A 15,018-nucleotide genomic window follows, 5' to 3' on the forward strand; every position below is an offset into this window, starting at 1 on the left:
CGGGGCTCCTCTATGTGGACAGTCGGTCGTGCAGCCAGTCGATCATGGCGCGGACCTTGGGCGGGACGTGGCGGGGGTGGGGGTGGACGGCCCAGACGCCTTCGTCGGGCGGGCGGGCCTCGTCCAGCAGGGAGACGAGGGCGCCCGACGCCAGCGCCTCGGCCACGTAGAAGTCGGGCAGCTGGCACAGGCCGAGGCCTTGCAGGGCGGCGTCCAGCACGGCTGCGCCGGAGTTGCAGCGCCAGCGGCCGGTGGGGCGCAAGGACACTTCGCGGCCCGCCTCGGTGAAGCGCCAGTGTTCGGCCGAGCCGATCAGGCCGTCGTGGCTGGCGATCTCGGACAGGTCGCGCGGGGTGCCGCGGCGGGCCAGATAGTCGGGACTGGCGCACAGGATCAGTCGCCGCGAGGCCAGGCGCCGCGCCATCAGCCGCGAGTCGGTCAGATGGCCGAACCGCACCGCCAGATCATAGCCGTCGCCGACCAGGTCGCGCAGGCGGTTGTCGAGGTCCAGTTCGATGCGCAGTTCGGGGTTCAGCTTCGCGAAGGCGTTGACGGCCGGGGCGATGAACTGCTCGCCATAGGAGACCGAACAGGTCATCCGCAGCAGGCCGCGCGGGGCCTGATCGTCGGGCTGGACGGCGGCCAGGGCCTCGTCGCGTTCGTCGATCAGGCGGCGGCAGCGGGAAAGGAAGTCGCGGCCTGCGTCGGTCAGCTCGACCCGGCGGGTAGTGCGGTGGAGCAGACGGGTCTGCAGGCGATCCTCCAGCCGGGCGATCTCGCGACTGACGGCCGAGGTCGACAGGCCCAGACGCCGCGCGGCGGCCGAGAAGCTGGCCTGTTCGGCGACAGCGGTGAATTCGTCGATCCCGTCCCAGCGGCTCATGGGGACGTTGGATCAGGATTGTTGCTCAACAGCAATAATGTTTTGCGGTTGTCGCCGTTTCGACCCGGCCGCAACGGGCGTAGTAAGGTCGCCAAATCACTCGCCCACCTCATGTCCCTGAAGCAGCGAGCGACCGCGTCGCGAGCGATAGGGACGTCCGAAGGACCAGCATCATGAAAACCCGCGCCGCCGTCGCGTTCGAAGCCAAACGCCCGCTCGAGATCGTCGAGGTCGATCTGGAGGGGCCGCGCGCAGGCGAGGTGCTGATCGAGATCAAGGCGACGGGCGTGTGCCACACCGACGCCTATACGCTGGACGGGCTGGACAGCGAGGGTCTATTCCCCTCGATCCTGGGCCACGAGGGCGCGGGCGTGGTGGTCGAGGTGGGGCCGGGCGTGACCTCGCTGGCGGTCGGGGACCACGTCATCCCGCTGTACACGCCGGAATGCCGCCAGTGTAAGTCGTGCCTGAGCCGCAAGACCAATCTGTGCACCTCGATCCGCGGCACGCAGGGCAAGGGGCTGATGCCCGACGGCACCAGCCGCTTTTCCTACAAGGGCCAGACCCTTCACCACTACATGGGCTGCTCGACCTTCTCGAACTACACGGTCCTGCCCGAGATCGCGGTGGCCAAGATCCGCAAGGACGCGCCCTTCGACAAGGCCTGCTACGTCGGCTGCGGCGTGACGACGGGCGTGGGCGCGGTGGTCAACACGGCCAAGGTCGAGCCGGGCGCCAACGCCGTGGTCTTCGGTCTGGGCGGCATCGGCCTGAACGTCATTCAGGGGCTGAAGATGGTCGGGGCCGACATGATCATCGGCGTCGACATCAACGGCGACAAGGAGGAGTGGGGCCGTCGCTTCGGCATGACCCACTTCGTCAATCCGAAGGAGGTGTCGGACGTGGTGGCTCACCTGGTCGAACTGACCGACGGCGGCGCCGACTACACCTTCGACTGCACCGGCAACACCGTGGTCATGCGTCAGGCGCTGGAAGCCTGTCACCGCGGCTGGGGCGAGAGCGTCATCATCGGCGTGGCCGAGGCGGGCAAGGAGATCGCCACCCGTCCGTTCCAGCTGGTCACCGGCCGCGTTTGGAAGGGCTCGGCCTTCGGTGGGGCGCGCGGCCGCACCGACACGCCCAAGATCGTCGACTGGTACATGGACGGCAAGATCGAGATCGATCCGATGATCACCCACACCCTGCCGCTGGAGCGGATTAACGAGGCCTTCGATTTGATGCATGAAGGCAAGAGCATTCGTTCGGTCATTGTCTTCTAACGAGAGGGATACAGCCATGGGCGACTGGAAACTGCCGTGGACGGGGGCCTGCCTCTGCGGGCAGGTGAAAGTTCAGGTCGCCCAGGCCCCGGTCTTTGCCGCGGCCTGTCACTGCCGCGCCTGTCAGAAGCTGACGGGCGGCGCCTATTCGCTGAGCCTGATGCTGCCCAGCGAAGGGCTGACGGTCGAGGGCGAGACGGAGATCGGGGGCCTGCACAATCCTGTGCCGGAGCATCACTTCTGTCCGTCGTGCAAGACCTGGTTGTTCACGCGCGGCATCGCCGGGGGGCAGTTCGTCAACCTGAGGCCGAGCCTGCTGGACGACGGGGCGTGGTTCGTTCCCCATGCCGACACCTGGACGACGGAGCGCCTGCCGGGCGTGCAGTCGGGGGCCAAGGTCGGCTATCCCGAATTCCCGCCGCCCGAGGACTATGGCGAACTGATGGGCGTCTATGCCCGAGAGGGCGCGCGCCCGAAATGAGGGCGGACTGAGCAGGTGCAGCAAAGTTCGTTGCCAAATGAAACCTGCTCGGCTTAGCTGGCCGCGCCCGGCGAAAGGATCGGGCGGATCTGGGAGGATCACCATGTTCACGCACGTCACCGTCGGCGCCAACGACGTCGAGGCCTCGCACAAATTCTATGACGCCGTTCTCGGCGCCCTGGGCCATCAGCCGGGCGCGTTCAGCGACGTGCCGCTGCCGGGCGTCTGGTACATGACGCCGCGCGGGATGCTGGGCGTGGTCAAGCCGCGCGACGGCCAGGCGGCCTGTCACGCCAATGGCGGGACCATCGGCTTTGCGGCGTCCAGCCCCGAGGCGGTCGTCGCCTTCGCCGAGGCCGGGGTCGCGGCGGGCGGCGTGGCGATCGAGGACCCGGCCGGGCCGCGCACCACCCCCTTCGGCGTTCTGCATCTGGCCTATCTGCGCGATCCGTCAGGCAATAAGATCTGCGCCGTTCACCGGCCGGGCTGAGGATAAGGCGATGAAGGCGAAGGCGGCGATACTGGTCGGGCTGGCGGCGTTCAGCCTGTCGGCCTGCGATCGAGGCGGAGATCGGCACGTTGCGCCGCCCGAGGCCGGAGCGCCCGCCGAGGCCTGGGTCCGCAAGGACGTGGTCCTCTACCTGCCCGACCGCGTGATGAAGAAGCGTGCGGACGAGGCGACCCTGTCGCCCTATCTGCAGGCGGCGGGCGCGGCGGCGGAAACGGCGGTGCGCGCCGCCCCGGTCCAGCCCGGCGCCTCGGGCATGGTGCTGGTGATGGTCAAGCCGGGCGGTCGGTCGAAGGCCTGGGTCGTCACGGGCGAACCGGCGCCCAGTCCGGAGACGCTGGCGGCGGCAGTCGCCGCGGTCGAGGCCGTGCCGGCCCCTGCCGTGCGCGAGGGGCCGGTGCTGGTCGGCATCGGCTTCGACGCCTGGGGCGGGGGCGCGGCGCCGGCCGGGGCCCAACCGCCGATCCCGCGCGACTGGTATGCGCATTTCTCGAAGGACGGCGGCCGACTGGACGACGCCTTCATGGCCACGGTCTGGCCGGACTGATCTGGAGTTTGAGTCCTATGGAAACGGTCAAGAGCCACGTCGTTCATGGCGGGACGCTGCGCTATCTGAAGCACGACAGCGCGACGACGGGCACGCCCATGACGCTGTCGGTCTTTGTTCCGGCGGGAGAGGGGCCGTTCCCGGTCCTGATCTGGCTGTCGGGCCTGACCTGCACCGAGGACAACTTCACCACCAAGGCCGGAGCCTACAAGGCCGCCGCCGAACAGGGCGTCATCATCGTCGCGCCCGACACCTCGCCGCGCGGGGAAGGCGTGGCGGACGATCCGGCCTATGATCTGGGGCAGGGCGCGGGCTTCTATGTCGATGCGACCGAGGCGCCGTGGGCGCCGCATTTCCGCATGGAGAGCTATGTCACGGGCGAACTGATCGAGCTGATCGACGCCGAGTTCCCGACGACGAAGACGCGCTCCGTCTTCGGCCATTCGATGGGCGGGCATGGGGCGCTGACGCTGGCCCTGCGGCATCCCGAACTGTTCCGGTCGGTGTCGGCCTTCGCGCCGATCTCGTCGCCGACGCGCTGTCCGTGGGGCGAGAAGGCTTTCTCCGCCTATCTGGGCGAGGACCGGGCGGAATGGGCTAAACATGACGCGGCCCTGCTGATCGAAGGCGGGGCGGCGAAAGGCGTTTTCGACGACATCCTGGTGGATCAGGGCGACGCGGATTCCTTCCTGACCGATCAGCTGAAGCCGGAACTGCTGAAGGCGGCGGCGCAAAAGGCCGGGCAGGGGCTGACCCTGAGGATGCAGCCGGGCTATGACCACTCCTACTTCTTCATGGCCAGCTTCGTGGACGACCATGTGGCCTTCCACGCCAAGCGGCTGAAAGCCTGAGTGTGATGACCGACGCCGCCCCCGATTTCGACTCCATGTTCGCCGACCTGTGCACCCAGGTCGGCTTCTGCCTGCATGAGAAGGGACAGAAGAAAGTCATCGCCGCCCTGCCCAAGGGGCTGGATGCGGCCGTCCGCGCCGTCTTCGCCGCCGAGGGCGTGGACGAGCCGAACGCGCCGGGCGACCTGAAGCGCGCCGTGCGCGACTGCATCAAGGCCCATGTGGGCGCGCCCCGACCGGGCGCATGACTCAGACTTAATCCGCAAGGCGACGATCAAGCCTTGCGGGCGGCCCTTGCATCGTTAGCATCCCCGACCATCGCTTTTGGGAGGAAGCTCATGATGGATCGCCGCCGCCTGTTGATGTCGGTCGCCGCCGGGGGCGCGCTGGCCGCCGTCGGCCCGGTTCGCGCCCTGGCCTCGACAGCCTTGACGCAAGCCGCGCCGAACGCCGCAACGACCGCATTCCACGCCCTGTTGGACCGCATCGCCGACGAGATGCTGCTGTCGGACCCGGAACTGCTGACCATGCTGGGCATGGACCGGGGACCGAAAGCCGACGCCCGCTTCAAGCTGAGCGATCGCTCTCAGGCCAAGATCGACGCCGACAAGGCCAAGTTCGTCGACGCCATGAAGGCGGTGAAGGCCATCGATCAGGGACAGCTGAACGCGGCGGATCAGGTCTATTACGACACGCTGGAGTTCTTCGGCGACACGGTGATGACCGGCTACGACTTCCCCTACGGCGGCGGCTTCTCGCCCTCGCCCTACACCGTCAGCCAGTTGGGCGGCGCGTACCAGCAGATTCCGGACTTCCTGGACAGCCAGCACCGGATCGAGACGGCCGACGACGCCGAGGCCTATCTGTCGCGCCTGTCCGCATTCGCGGCGGGCATGGACGCCGAGCGGGCGCGGATGCAGGCCGAGTTCGCGGCCGGGGCCGTGCCGCCGGACTTCGTCATCGACCGGACCCTGACCCAGATGGACGCCATCACCGGCACCGCTGTCGCCGACTCGGTCATGACCAAGTCCCTGGCGCGCCGCACGGCCGAGAAGGATATTTCCGGCGACTGGGCCGCGCGGGCCGAGGCCATCCTGACCAATGAGGTCTATCCCGCCATCCAGCGTCAGGCCGAGGCTTTCAAGACCGTGCGCCCGAACGCGACCCACGACGGCGGCGTCTGGCGCCTGCCGGACGGCGAGGCCTATTACCGTTTCGGGCTGAAATACTACACCACCTCCTCCATGACGCCGGACGAGGTGCACCAGATGGGGCTGGAGCAGGTGGCTGAAATCTCGGCCCGCACCGACGCCCTGCTGAAAGCGCAAGGCCTGACGCAGGGCTCGGTGGGCGCCCGCGTCGCCGCGCTCGGCGAGGATGCTCGCTTCGTCTATCCGAACACGGACGAAGCCAAGGATGAGCTGATCCAGGAGCTGAATGCGCAGATGGTCGCCATCCAGGCGCGCATGCCGGAATACTTCGGCCGTCTGCCCAAGTCGCCGTGCGACATCCGCCGCGTGCCCAAGGCCATCGAGGCCGGGGCGCCGGGCGGCTACTACATGCCGCCGGCCCTGGATGGGTCGCGTCCGGGCGCCTACTACATCAATCTGCGCGACACGGCCGAATGGCCCAAATGGACCCTGCCGACCCTGACCTATCACGAGGCGGTGCCGGGCCACCACTTCCAGATCGCCCTGCAGCAGGAGAAGCCGGACACGCCGCTGCTGATGAAGGTCATGGGCTTCTCGGCCTATTCCGAGGGCTGGGGCCTTTACGCCGAACAGCTGGCGGACGAGATCGGCGCCTATGAGAACGATCCCTTCGGCCAGATCGGCTATCTGCAGTCGCTGATGTTCCGGGCCGCGCGCCTAGTCGTGGATTCCGGCCTTCACCACAAGCGCTGGAGCCGCGAGCAGGGCATCCGCTACATGGTCGACACCCTGGGCGACCAGGAATCGAGCATCGCCACCGAGGTCGAACGCTACTGTGTCTGGCCGGGTCAGGCGTCCAGCTACAAGGTCGGCCACACCACCTGGGTGCGTCTGCGCGAGGACGCCAAGAAGCGTCTGGGCGGCCGCTTCGACATCAAGGGCTTCCATGACACGGGTCTGAACCTCGGCGGCGTGCCGCTGACGGTGCTGGAGCGGACCATGAACGCCTGGACCCCGGTCTGACGGCCTGATCCGTCCCGGACGCGCCGGTCCGTCATTGAGTGTGATGAGAGCAACGCCCGGCGCGGCGCGGCTCTGTTGGGGGAGTATCCGAATGATCAATCGCCGCAATCTTCTGCTGAGCGCCGCCGCGACTGCGGCCGCAGCGCCCATGCTGGCCCAATGCGCCGCCGCCGCAAACGACGCCGATGCGCGCCTGAACGCCTTGCTGGACGGCTGGTTCGAGGCCGACATCGACGAGAGGCCTGAACGCGCCACCAACCTGGGTCTGGACAAGGACGCCCGCGCCGGCCTGTCGTCCAAGCTCAGCGAAGCGGGGCCCGACGCCATCCGCAAGGATCGCGAAAAGGCGGTCCGACGCTGGGACGAGCTGAAGGCGTTCGACCAGAAGGGCCTGTCCGAGGCCGGGGCGCTGAACTACGCCATCGCCGCCTTCGGGCGCGAGACGTCGGCCGAGACGGCGCGCTTCGACTATGGTTCGGGGCCGGGGCGTCCCTCTCCCTATATCGTGACCCAGCTGTCGGGCGCCTATTTCTCCACGCCCGACTTCATGGACAACCAGCACCGCATCGAGGATGCGGCCGGCGCCGACGCCTTCCTGTCGCGCCTGGAGGCCTTTGCGGGCGTGCTGGACGGCGAGACGGCCAAGGTTCAGGAAGACGCCGGTCTGGGCGTGATCCCGCCGGACTTCATCATCGACCGGATGCTGCCGCAGATCCGCACCCTGCGCGACACTCCGGCCGCCGACATGGCCATGATCAAGTCGCTGGTCCGCAAGGCCGGGGCGCTGAATCTGTCGGGTTATGACGCGCGCGCCGCCGCCCTGGTGGACGAGAAGGTCAAGCCGGCCCTGGCTCGTCAGATCGAGGCGCTGGAAGCGATCCGTCCAAAGGCGGTGCACGACGCGGGCGTGTGGCGCCTGCCGGACGGCGAAGCCTTCTACGCCGCCGGGTTGAAGTCGAACACCACGACCACGCTCTCGGCCAAGGAAATCCACGCCATGGGCGTCGAGCAGGTGGCCGAGATTTCGGCCGAGATCGACGCCATCCTGAAGTCGCAGGGCTATACCCAGGGCACGGTCGGCGAGCGGGTTCAGGCCCTGAACAAGGATCCCGCCCAACTGTTCCCCAACACCGACGCGGGCAAGGAAGAGCTGCTGAAGTGGCTGAACGAACAGGTCGCCGCGCTTGAGCCGAAGCTGCCGACCGTGTTCGGCCGTCTGCCCAAGACCCACGTCGAAATCCGCCGCGTGCCGGTGTCGATCCAGTCGGGCGCGCCGGGCGGCTACTATCAGGGGCCGCCGCTGGATGGCTCGCGTCCGGGCGCCTATTACATCAACCTGCGCGACAGCGGGAACTGGCCGAAGTTCGCCCTGCCGACCCTGACCTATCACGAGGCCTCGCCGGGCCACCACCTGCAGGTCGCCCTGCAGCGCGAGTCGGGCGAACTGCCGCAATGGCGCCGCGCCGGCGGCTTCTCGGCCTTCAACGAGGGCTGGGCCCTGTACGCGGAGGCCGTGGCGGCCAACGACCTGGACGCCTATGCGGCCGATCCGCTGGGCCGGGTCGGCTTCCTGATGTCCTATCTGTTCCGGGCGGTGCGTCTGGTGGTCGACACCGGCATCCACTCCGAACGCTGGAGCCGTGAGCGGGCGGTCGAATATATGGCGGCCTCGGGCGCCAAGCCGCTGGACGCCTCGAACAGCGAGATCAACCGCTACTCGGTCTGGCCGGGTCAGGCCTGCGCCTACAAGGTCGGCCATACCGTCATCGCCCGCCTGCGTGAGGAAGCGCAGGCCAAGGACGGTTTCGACCTGCGCGCCTTCCACGACAAGGTGCTGGGCAGCGGCTCCCTGCCGCTGGCGGTGCTGGAAGGGCGTATGCGCGCCTGACGCGCGGCTGAAGCCTGAAACGAAAGACGGCCCGGACGTTTGCGCGCCCGGGCCGATTTCCTATCGAGCGTCGTCGGTCTGTCAGGTCGCCGCGCGCCAGGTGGTCGGCCACAGGTCCTGCGGCACCGCCGTGCAGATCGGCATCGCCTTCTCGTTCAGCAGGACGAAGCGTTCGCCGGTCCAGGCCCAGCTTCCCATGCGGCCGCAGTCGCCGATGCCGCGTCCGCGGCCGAAGGCGGACAGGGTGCGGCTCTTGGGGTCATAGCGGCTGTTGACCAGCTCATCGTTGCTGCCCGTGGCCGTGGGGAAGTCGATCGGCTGAGGCGAAGTCCCGTCCGCCGGGGTGATGAAGTAGACCTGGGTGAAGTTGTAGGCGCCCTCGCCGCAGGGCACGCTCCACAACAGCTTGTCGGAGGCCAGGCGGGACACCACGACGTCCGGCTCGAACCGCTCGCCCTTGCGGGACGTGGCCAGGCATTCCTGGACCTTGGGATGGGCCAGCAGGGCGGGCGACAGGTCGTCCTGCACCAGGCCGTCCTGAGGCGCGGCGGAGGCGATGGTCACGCGCGGCGCGGCGGGAGCGGCCGGCACCTCGGAGGCGGGGCGTTCGCCGCGCCGGATCAGGGCGGTGGTGGTGTCCAGCCGCCCCTGGCGTTCGTCGATCCACAGGAAGGCGGCGGCGGCCCCGCCCAGGCTGACCTTCATCTGCCGGTCGCCGCGCCTCAGCGCCATGGCCGCGCCGTCGCCCAGATCGTGCAGAAGCTGGGGCGAGGGAGTGTTGAAGGCGACGACGTCGCCCTCCTCGTCCATCTTCGCGTTCCGACCCGCATAGCGACGTCCGTCGATCTCGGCGTAGACGGAGCCCTCGCCGTCCTCCAGGCCCCAGCCCCCCATGTGGACGACCGGGCGGGCGTCCGGTCCCGGCGCCAGGGCGACCAGGACGAAGCCCATCTGGTTCGCGCCCGGTCCGAAGGCGACGCAGTGGTTGGTGTTGTCGCAGGTCGCGGTCCAGTCGCGGAACTCGCGCGTCATGCTGGGCGGATTGGCGGCGATCTGAACGGCGGGGGCAGGCGCGGCGGCGGCTTCAGCAGGAGGAGGCGCGGGCGGGGAGTCCTGCTTCGCGGCGGCCTCGCCGCCCTTGCAGGCGCCAAGAACGAGAGGAAGAAGGGCGACGGAGGCGGCGAACCGCAGGCGGCGAAGCGACATCAGGCGTTCCATGCGTTTATCGATCGGCGACGCCAAGCGTAGCCGTGAAGAAACCAAGCGGCCAAGCTGCGGTTTCGTTCCGGCGGTTCGGTTCGAGCCGTGCGGCTTTCGTCCCCTTTGCGCCCGCGCGCAGGGGTCGCTATACCGCCTGCACCGAATTCCTTCCCTGAGAGACAGAGGCGTAAGCATGGCCAAGATCAAGGTCGCCAATCCCATCGTGGACATCGACGGCGACGAAATGACCCGGATCATCTGGCAGATGATCAAGGACAAGCTGGTCTTCCCCTATCTGGACCTCGAACTCGACTACTACGACCTCGGCATGGAAAGCCGGGACGCCACCGACGATCAGATCACGATCGACGCGGCCCACGCCATCCAGAAGCACGGCGTCGGCGTGAAGTGCGCCACCATCACCCCGGACGAGGCGCGCGTCGCCGAATTCGGTCTGAAGAAGATGTGGAAGTCGCCGAACGGCACCATCCGCAACATCCTGGGCGGCGTGGTCTTCCGCGAGCCGATCATCTGCAAGAACGTGCCGCGTCTGGTGCCGGGCTGGACCCAGCCGATCGTCGTCGGCCGCCACGCCTTCGGCGACCAGTACAAGGCCACCGACTTCCTGATGCCGGGCGCCGGCACCCTGTCGATCAAGTTCGTCGGCGACGACGGCGAAGTGATCGAGCACGAGGTCTACAAGTCGCCGGGCGCGGGCGTCGCCATGGGCATGTACAACCTCGACTCCTCGATCCGCGACTTCGCGCACGCCTCCTTCGCCTATGGCCTGCAGCGCAACTATCCGGTTTATCTGTCGACCAAGAATACCATCCTCAAAGCCTACGACGGCCGCTTCAAGGACATTTTCCAGGAAGTCTTCGACGCCGACTACGCCGAGGAATTCAAGAAGCGCGGCCTGACCTATGAGCACCGCCTGATCGACGACATGGTCGCGGCCGCGATCAAGTGGTCGGGCGGCTTCGTCTGGGCGTGCAAGAACTACGACGGCGACGTGCAGTCGGACATCGTGGCCCAGGGCTTCGGCTCGCTGGGCCTGATGACCTCGGTGCTGATGACGCCGGACGGCAAGGTCATGGAAACGGAAGCCGCCCACGGCACCGTCACCCGTCACTACCGCCAGCATCAGAAGGGCGAGGCCACCTCGACCAACTCGATCGCCTCGATCTTCGCCTGGACGCGCGGCTTCAAGCACCGCGCCAAGCTGGACGACAACGCCCAGCTGGCCGAGTTCGCCGATACGCTGGAGCGCGTGGTCGTCGAGACCGTCGAGTCGGGCTTCATGACCAAGGACCTGGCCCTGCTGGTCGGCGATCAGCAGTCCTGGCTGACGACCGAAGGCTTCCTGGACAAGGTGTCCGAGAACCTGAAGAAGGCTCTGCCGGGCATCGGCTGAGCTTAGCTCAGAATGACATCAAGGCCCGCCGGAGCGATCCGGCGGGCCTTTTTGTTGGCGGCGTCATTCAACCTGCTGCCGTCATCCTCGGGCTTGACCCGAGGATCCAGCCATCCGCGTGCTGAACGTGGGCGAGGTCGAGCGCGCCGCCGCACTGGATCCTCGGGTCAAGCCCGATGATGACGGCGCGTGGGTGTCGGGTGCGGCATGTGCAGAGGGGACGGCGAAGGCGGCAAGACCGCGGGACGGGCCGGTGAAAACACGCATTGAACCGGCCTGCGATCCATGTCCCTAATCCGTTTAGGGATTTTGGCGCCGTTTCGTCGTCGTCCCGTCGCGTTCGTAAGGCAGGGGAGGGCCGATGAACCGCAAGCTGATCATTCGTCTGGGGCTGACGGCGGGGGCCGTCTTCGTGCTCGCCTACGCCGCCTCGCCCCTGCTGGCGGCGCGGTCGTTGATCCAGGCGGCCCGGACGGGGGACGAGAAGGCGCTGGAGCGCCAGGTCGACTTTCCCGCCTTCCGCGCCAGCCTCAAGGACGAGCTGAACGCCCGCATGATGGTCGAGATGCGCAAGGACCGGCGCCTGGCCGACAGCGGCCTGTCTGGGCTGGGGATGCTGTTGGCGCCGGCTCTCGTCGGCGGGGCGGTCGACGCCTTCGTCACGCCGCAAGCCATCTCGATGATGGTGCAGGAGGGCCGCGCGCCCAAGCCGGAGATCACGCGCCAGGAGCCTCAGGAGCCGAAGTCCGAGAACAAGCGCGTGCGCCAGTCCTGGGGCTATCGCGACCTGGACACCTTCGCCGTCACCCTGACCCGCGACGACCAGCCGGATGAGCAGGTCGCCCTGCTGATGAAGCGCCGCAACCTGTTCGGCTGGAAGCTGGCCGGGATTGATCTGGGGAGGCCGGAGTAAAAATATCCGCTCATCCCCGCGGAGGGTTCAGCCCAAGATAAAGGGCGGCGCATCGGATACGCCGCCCTTCGTCGTCTCAGCTTGTGAGGGCGATCAGCCCTTCAGCGCGGACCGGATGGCGTTCAGGCCGTCCTCGGCCTTGGAGCCGTCGGGCGCGCCGCCCTGGGCGAAGTCGGGCTTGCCGCCGGCGCCCTTGCCGCCCATGGCGATGACGGCGTCGCGGGCCAGGTCGGCCGCATTGACCTTGCCCGCCATGTCCGGCGTGGCGGCGACGGTGATGGCCGCCTTGCCGTCGGTGACGCCGACCAGGGCGACGACGCCCGAGCCCACCTGCTTCTTGAAGTCCTCGGCCACGCCGCGCAGGCCCTTGCCGTCGACGCCGTCCAGAACGCGGGCGATCAGCTTGATCCCGCCGATCTCTTCCGGGGCCGCATTGGCGCCTGCGCCGCCGCCCAGGGCCAACTGCTTCTTCAGGTCGGCGACCTGCTTCTCCAGCGTCTTGACCGAGGCCTGCAGACCCTCGACGCGGGCCGGAACCTCAGCGGGCTGGATCTTGAAGCCCTGCGCCAGATGGCGGGCGACATTGGCCTGATCCAGCAAGAAGCGGCGGGCCGCCTCGCCGGTCAGGGCCTCGACGCGGCGCACGCCGGCGGCCACGCCGCCTTCGGAGACGATCTTGAACAGGGCGATGTCGCCGGTGCGGAAGACGTGGGTGCCGCCGCACAGTTCGACCGAATAGGCGCCGGGACCATTCAGCGCGCGGCCGATGGTCAGGACGCGGACTTCATCGCCGTACTTCTCGCCGAACAGGGCCACGGCGCCCGCCGCGATGGCGGCGTCGGGCGTCATCAGTTCGGTGGTGACCGGGACGTTCTGACGGATGACGGCGTTCACCTCGTCCTCGACGCGGGCGATCTCCTCGTCCGTCATCGGGGCGTTGTGGCTGAAGTCGAAGCGCATCCGTTCGGCGTCGACCATCTGGCCCTTCTGGGCGACGTGGGCGCCCAGCACGTTCTTGACGGCGGCGTGGAACAGGTGAGCGGCCGAGTGGTTGGCGCGGGTGGTCGGACGCGAGCCTTCTTCGACGGTGGCGGTCACGATCGCGCCGGTGGCCAGCGAGCCCTTGGTCACTTCCAGGGTGTGAACGTGCAGGTCGCCGCCGTGCTTCTTGGTGTCCAGGACGCGGCCTTCGCCGCCGCTCCAGACGAAGGCGCCCTTGTCGCCCGCCTGACCGCCGCCTTCGCCGTAAAAGGGGGTCTTGTCCAGCAGCACCTCGACGGTTTCGCCGGTCGCGGCGGACGCCGCCTCGGCGCCGTCCTTAACGATGGCGATGACCTTGCCTTCGCCGGTCTCGGACTCATAGCCGGTGAATTCGGTGCCGCCGTGCTGATCGCGCAGGGCCAGCCAGGCGCCGGCCGAGGCCGTCTGGCCCGAGCCCTTCCAGTGCTCGCGCGAGCGGTCGCGCTGTTCGGCCATGGCGGATTCGAAACCGTCGACGTTGACGCTGAAGCCGCGACGACGGGCCTCGTCCTGCGTCAGGTCCAGCGGGAAGCCGTAGGTGTCGTAGAGGGTGAAGGCCGTCTGGCCGTCCAGCATGTCGCCGGCCTTGAAGTCGGCCGTCGCCTGATCGAACAGGTTCATGCCGCGACCGAGCGTGGTGCGGAAGCGGATCTCTTCCTGCTTCAGCGTGTCCTCGATGAAGGCCTGGGCGCGGCCGAGCTCGGGATAGGCCTCGCCCATTTCCTCGACCAGGGTCGGCACTAGGCGGTGCATCAGCGGGTCCTGCGCGCCCAGCAGGTGGGCGTGGCGCATGGCGCGGCGCATGATGCGGCGCAGGACATAGCCCCGGCCCTCGTTCGAGGGGGTCACGCCGTCGGCGATCAGGAAGGCGGTTGAGCGCAGGTGGTCGGCGATGACCCGGTGCGACGGCGCGCGCTCGCCCTCGGCCTTGGTGTGGGTCAGCTCTTCGGAGGCCGCGATCAGATTGCGGAACAGGTCCACTTCATAGTTGGAGTGGACGCCCTGCAGGACGGCGGCGATGCGCTCCAGACCCATGCCGGTGTCGACCGACTTCTTGGGCAGTTCACGAACGATCTCGTCGTTCTCCTTCTCGAACTGCATGAAGACGTTGTTCCAGATCTCGACGAAGCGGTCGCCGTCCTCGTCCGGCGAACCGGGAGGGCCGCCGAAGATGTGGTCGCCGTGGTCGTAGAAGATTTCGGTGCACGGACCGCACGGGCCGCTGTCGCCCATGGCCCAGAAGTTGTCGTTGGTGGGGATGCGGATGATCTTCTCATCGGCGAACCCCGTGACCTTCTTCCAGATGTCGAAGGCTTCGTCGTCGGTATGATAGACGGTGACCAGCAGGCGGGCGGGATCGAGGCCGAACTCCTTGGTCAGCAGGGTCCAGGCGCGCTCGATGGCGTGGTCCTTGAAATAGTCGCCGAACGAGAAATTGCCCAGCATTTCAAAGAAGGTGTGGTGACGAGCGGTGTAGCCGACGTTGTCCAGATCGTTGTGCTTGCCGCCGGCGCGGACGCATTTCTGCGAGCTGGTGGCGCGGTTGTAGGGCGCGGTCGCCGCCCCGGTGAAATAGTCCTTGAACGGCACCATGCCCGCGTTGACGAACAGCAGGGTCGGATCGTTCTGCGGCACGAGCGGAGCCGACTGCACCTTCTCGTGGCCGTCGGCGGCGAAGTAGTCGAGGAAGGTGGAACGGATCTGCTTCAGGCTGGTCATGGGCGTATCGCTCTGGAACTCGGGCGCGCGGGAGGAAATATCGGAACCGGCGTCATATAGGGATTTTGCGCCGAACGCATCACTGAGGCGTGATGCGGGCGGCGCGGGCGGGCGTTTTCGTTGTTCAGGACCATGTCGGC

Annotated in this window: 13 protein-coding genes; 10 read left to right on the forward strand and 3 right to left on the reverse strand. The window is 67.8% G+C overall.

Annotated elements, in window-relative coordinates:
- Window positions 1-10 precede the first annotated feature (10 nt).
- Window positions 11-883 carry a LysR family transcriptional regulator gene (locus tag ACWGL1_RS11565; protein ID WP_452112075.1) on the reverse strand — a complete coding sequence of 291 codons (873 nt, stop codon included), beginning with the start codon at window positions 881-883 and terminating at the stop codon, window positions 11-13.
- 173 nt (window positions 884-1,056) lie between these two features.
- Between ACWGL1_RS11565 and ACWGL1_RS11570 the strand changes: the two genes are divergently transcribed.
- The 8 genes from ACWGL1_RS11570 (at window position 1,057) to ACWGL1_RS11605 (ending at window position 8,612) form a co-directional block, all read left to right on the forward strand.
- Entirely contained in the window at window positions 1,057-2,163 is a 1,107-nt protein-coding gene (locus ACWGL1_RS11570) for an S-(hydroxymethyl)glutathione dehydrogenase/class III alcohol dehydrogenase (RefSeq protein ID WP_291779442.1), read from the forward strand.
- Window positions 2,164-2,179: 16 nt separating this feature from the next.
- Window positions 2,180-2,644, forward strand: a complete 465-nt coding sequence (locus tag ACWGL1_RS11575) for a GFA family protein (protein WP_338577987.1) — start codon at window positions 2,180-2,182, stop codon at window positions 2,642-2,644.
- Between the two features lie 103 nt (window positions 2,645-2,747).
- Window positions 2,748-3,134: a VOC family protein gene (locus ACWGL1_RS11580; protein WP_312219307.1), complete on the forward strand. Its 387-nt coding sequence runs from the start codon at window positions 2,748-2,750 to the stop codon at window positions 3,132-3,134.
- A 10-nt stretch (window positions 3,135-3,144) separates the two neighbouring features.
- The gene (locus tag ACWGL1_RS11585; protein ID WP_452112076.1) at window positions 3,145-3,699 is read left to right on the forward strand and encodes a hypothetical protein; all 555 of its coding nucleotides are present in this window, start codon (window positions 3,145-3,147) and stop codon (window positions 3,697-3,699) included.
- Window positions 3,700-3,716: 17 nt separating this feature from the next.
- Window positions 3,717-4,550 carry an S-formylglutathione hydrolase gene (gene fghA, locus ACWGL1_RS11590; RefSeq protein WP_452112077.1) on the forward strand — a complete coding sequence of 278 codons (834 nt, stop codon included), beginning with the start codon at window positions 3,717-3,719 and terminating at the stop codon, window positions 4,548-4,550.
- Between the two features lie 5 nt (window positions 4,551-4,555).
- Entirely contained in the window at window positions 4,556-4,798 is a 243-nt protein-coding gene (locus ACWGL1_RS11595; protein ID WP_291779457.1) for a hypothetical protein, read from the forward strand.
- A 90-nt stretch (window positions 4,799-4,888) separates the two neighbouring features.
- Entirely contained in the window at window positions 4,889-6,724 is a 1,836-nt protein-coding gene (locus ACWGL1_RS11600; RefSeq protein WP_452112078.1) for a DUF885 domain-containing protein, read from the forward strand.
- Between the two features lie 91 nt (window positions 6,725-6,815).
- Complete coding sequence (locus ACWGL1_RS11605) at window positions 6,816-8,612, forward strand: DUF885 domain-containing protein (RefSeq protein WP_346484841.1); 1,797 nt, start codon at window positions 6,816-6,818, stop codon at window positions 8,610-8,612.
- A gap of 81 nt (window positions 8,613-8,693) precedes the next feature.
- Here ACWGL1_RS11605 and ACWGL1_RS11610 read toward each other — a convergent pair whose 3' ends face one another.
- Window positions 8,694-9,818 (reverse strand): DUF1176 domain-containing protein, encoded by a 1,125-nt coding sequence (locus tag ACWGL1_RS11610; RefSeq protein ID WP_452112079.1) that lies wholly within the window; start codon window positions 9,816-9,818, stop codon window positions 8,694-8,696.
- A gap of 187 nt (window positions 9,819-10,005) precedes the next feature.
- On the opposite strand from ACWGL1_RS11610, the gene ACWGL1_RS11615 reads away from it, so the two are divergent.
- Both ACWGL1_RS11615 and ACWGL1_RS11620 read left to right on the forward strand, forming a co-directional pair.
- Window positions 10,006-11,226: an NADP-dependent isocitrate dehydrogenase gene (locus ACWGL1_RS11615; RefSeq protein ID WP_291779469.1), complete on the forward strand. Its 1,221-nt coding sequence runs from the start codon at window positions 10,006-10,008 to the stop codon at window positions 11,224-11,226.
- A 361-nt stretch (window positions 11,227-11,587) separates the two neighbouring features.
- Window positions 11,588-12,139, forward strand: a complete 552-nt coding sequence (locus ACWGL1_RS11620) for a DUF2939 domain-containing protein (protein ID WP_452112080.1) — start codon at window positions 11,588-11,590, stop codon at window positions 12,137-12,139.
- Between the two features lie 93 nt (window positions 12,140-12,232).
- On the opposite strand, the gene alaS is transcribed toward ACWGL1_RS11620, so the two are convergent.
- Entirely contained in the window at window positions 12,233-14,878 is a 2,646-nt protein-coding gene (gene alaS / locus ACWGL1_RS11625) for an alanine--tRNA ligase (RefSeq protein WP_452112081.1), read from the reverse strand.
- Between the last annotated feature and the right edge of the window lie 140 nt (window positions 14,879-15,018).

The sequence above is a fragment of the Brevundimonas sp. NPDC055812 genome (assembly GCF_053616535.1).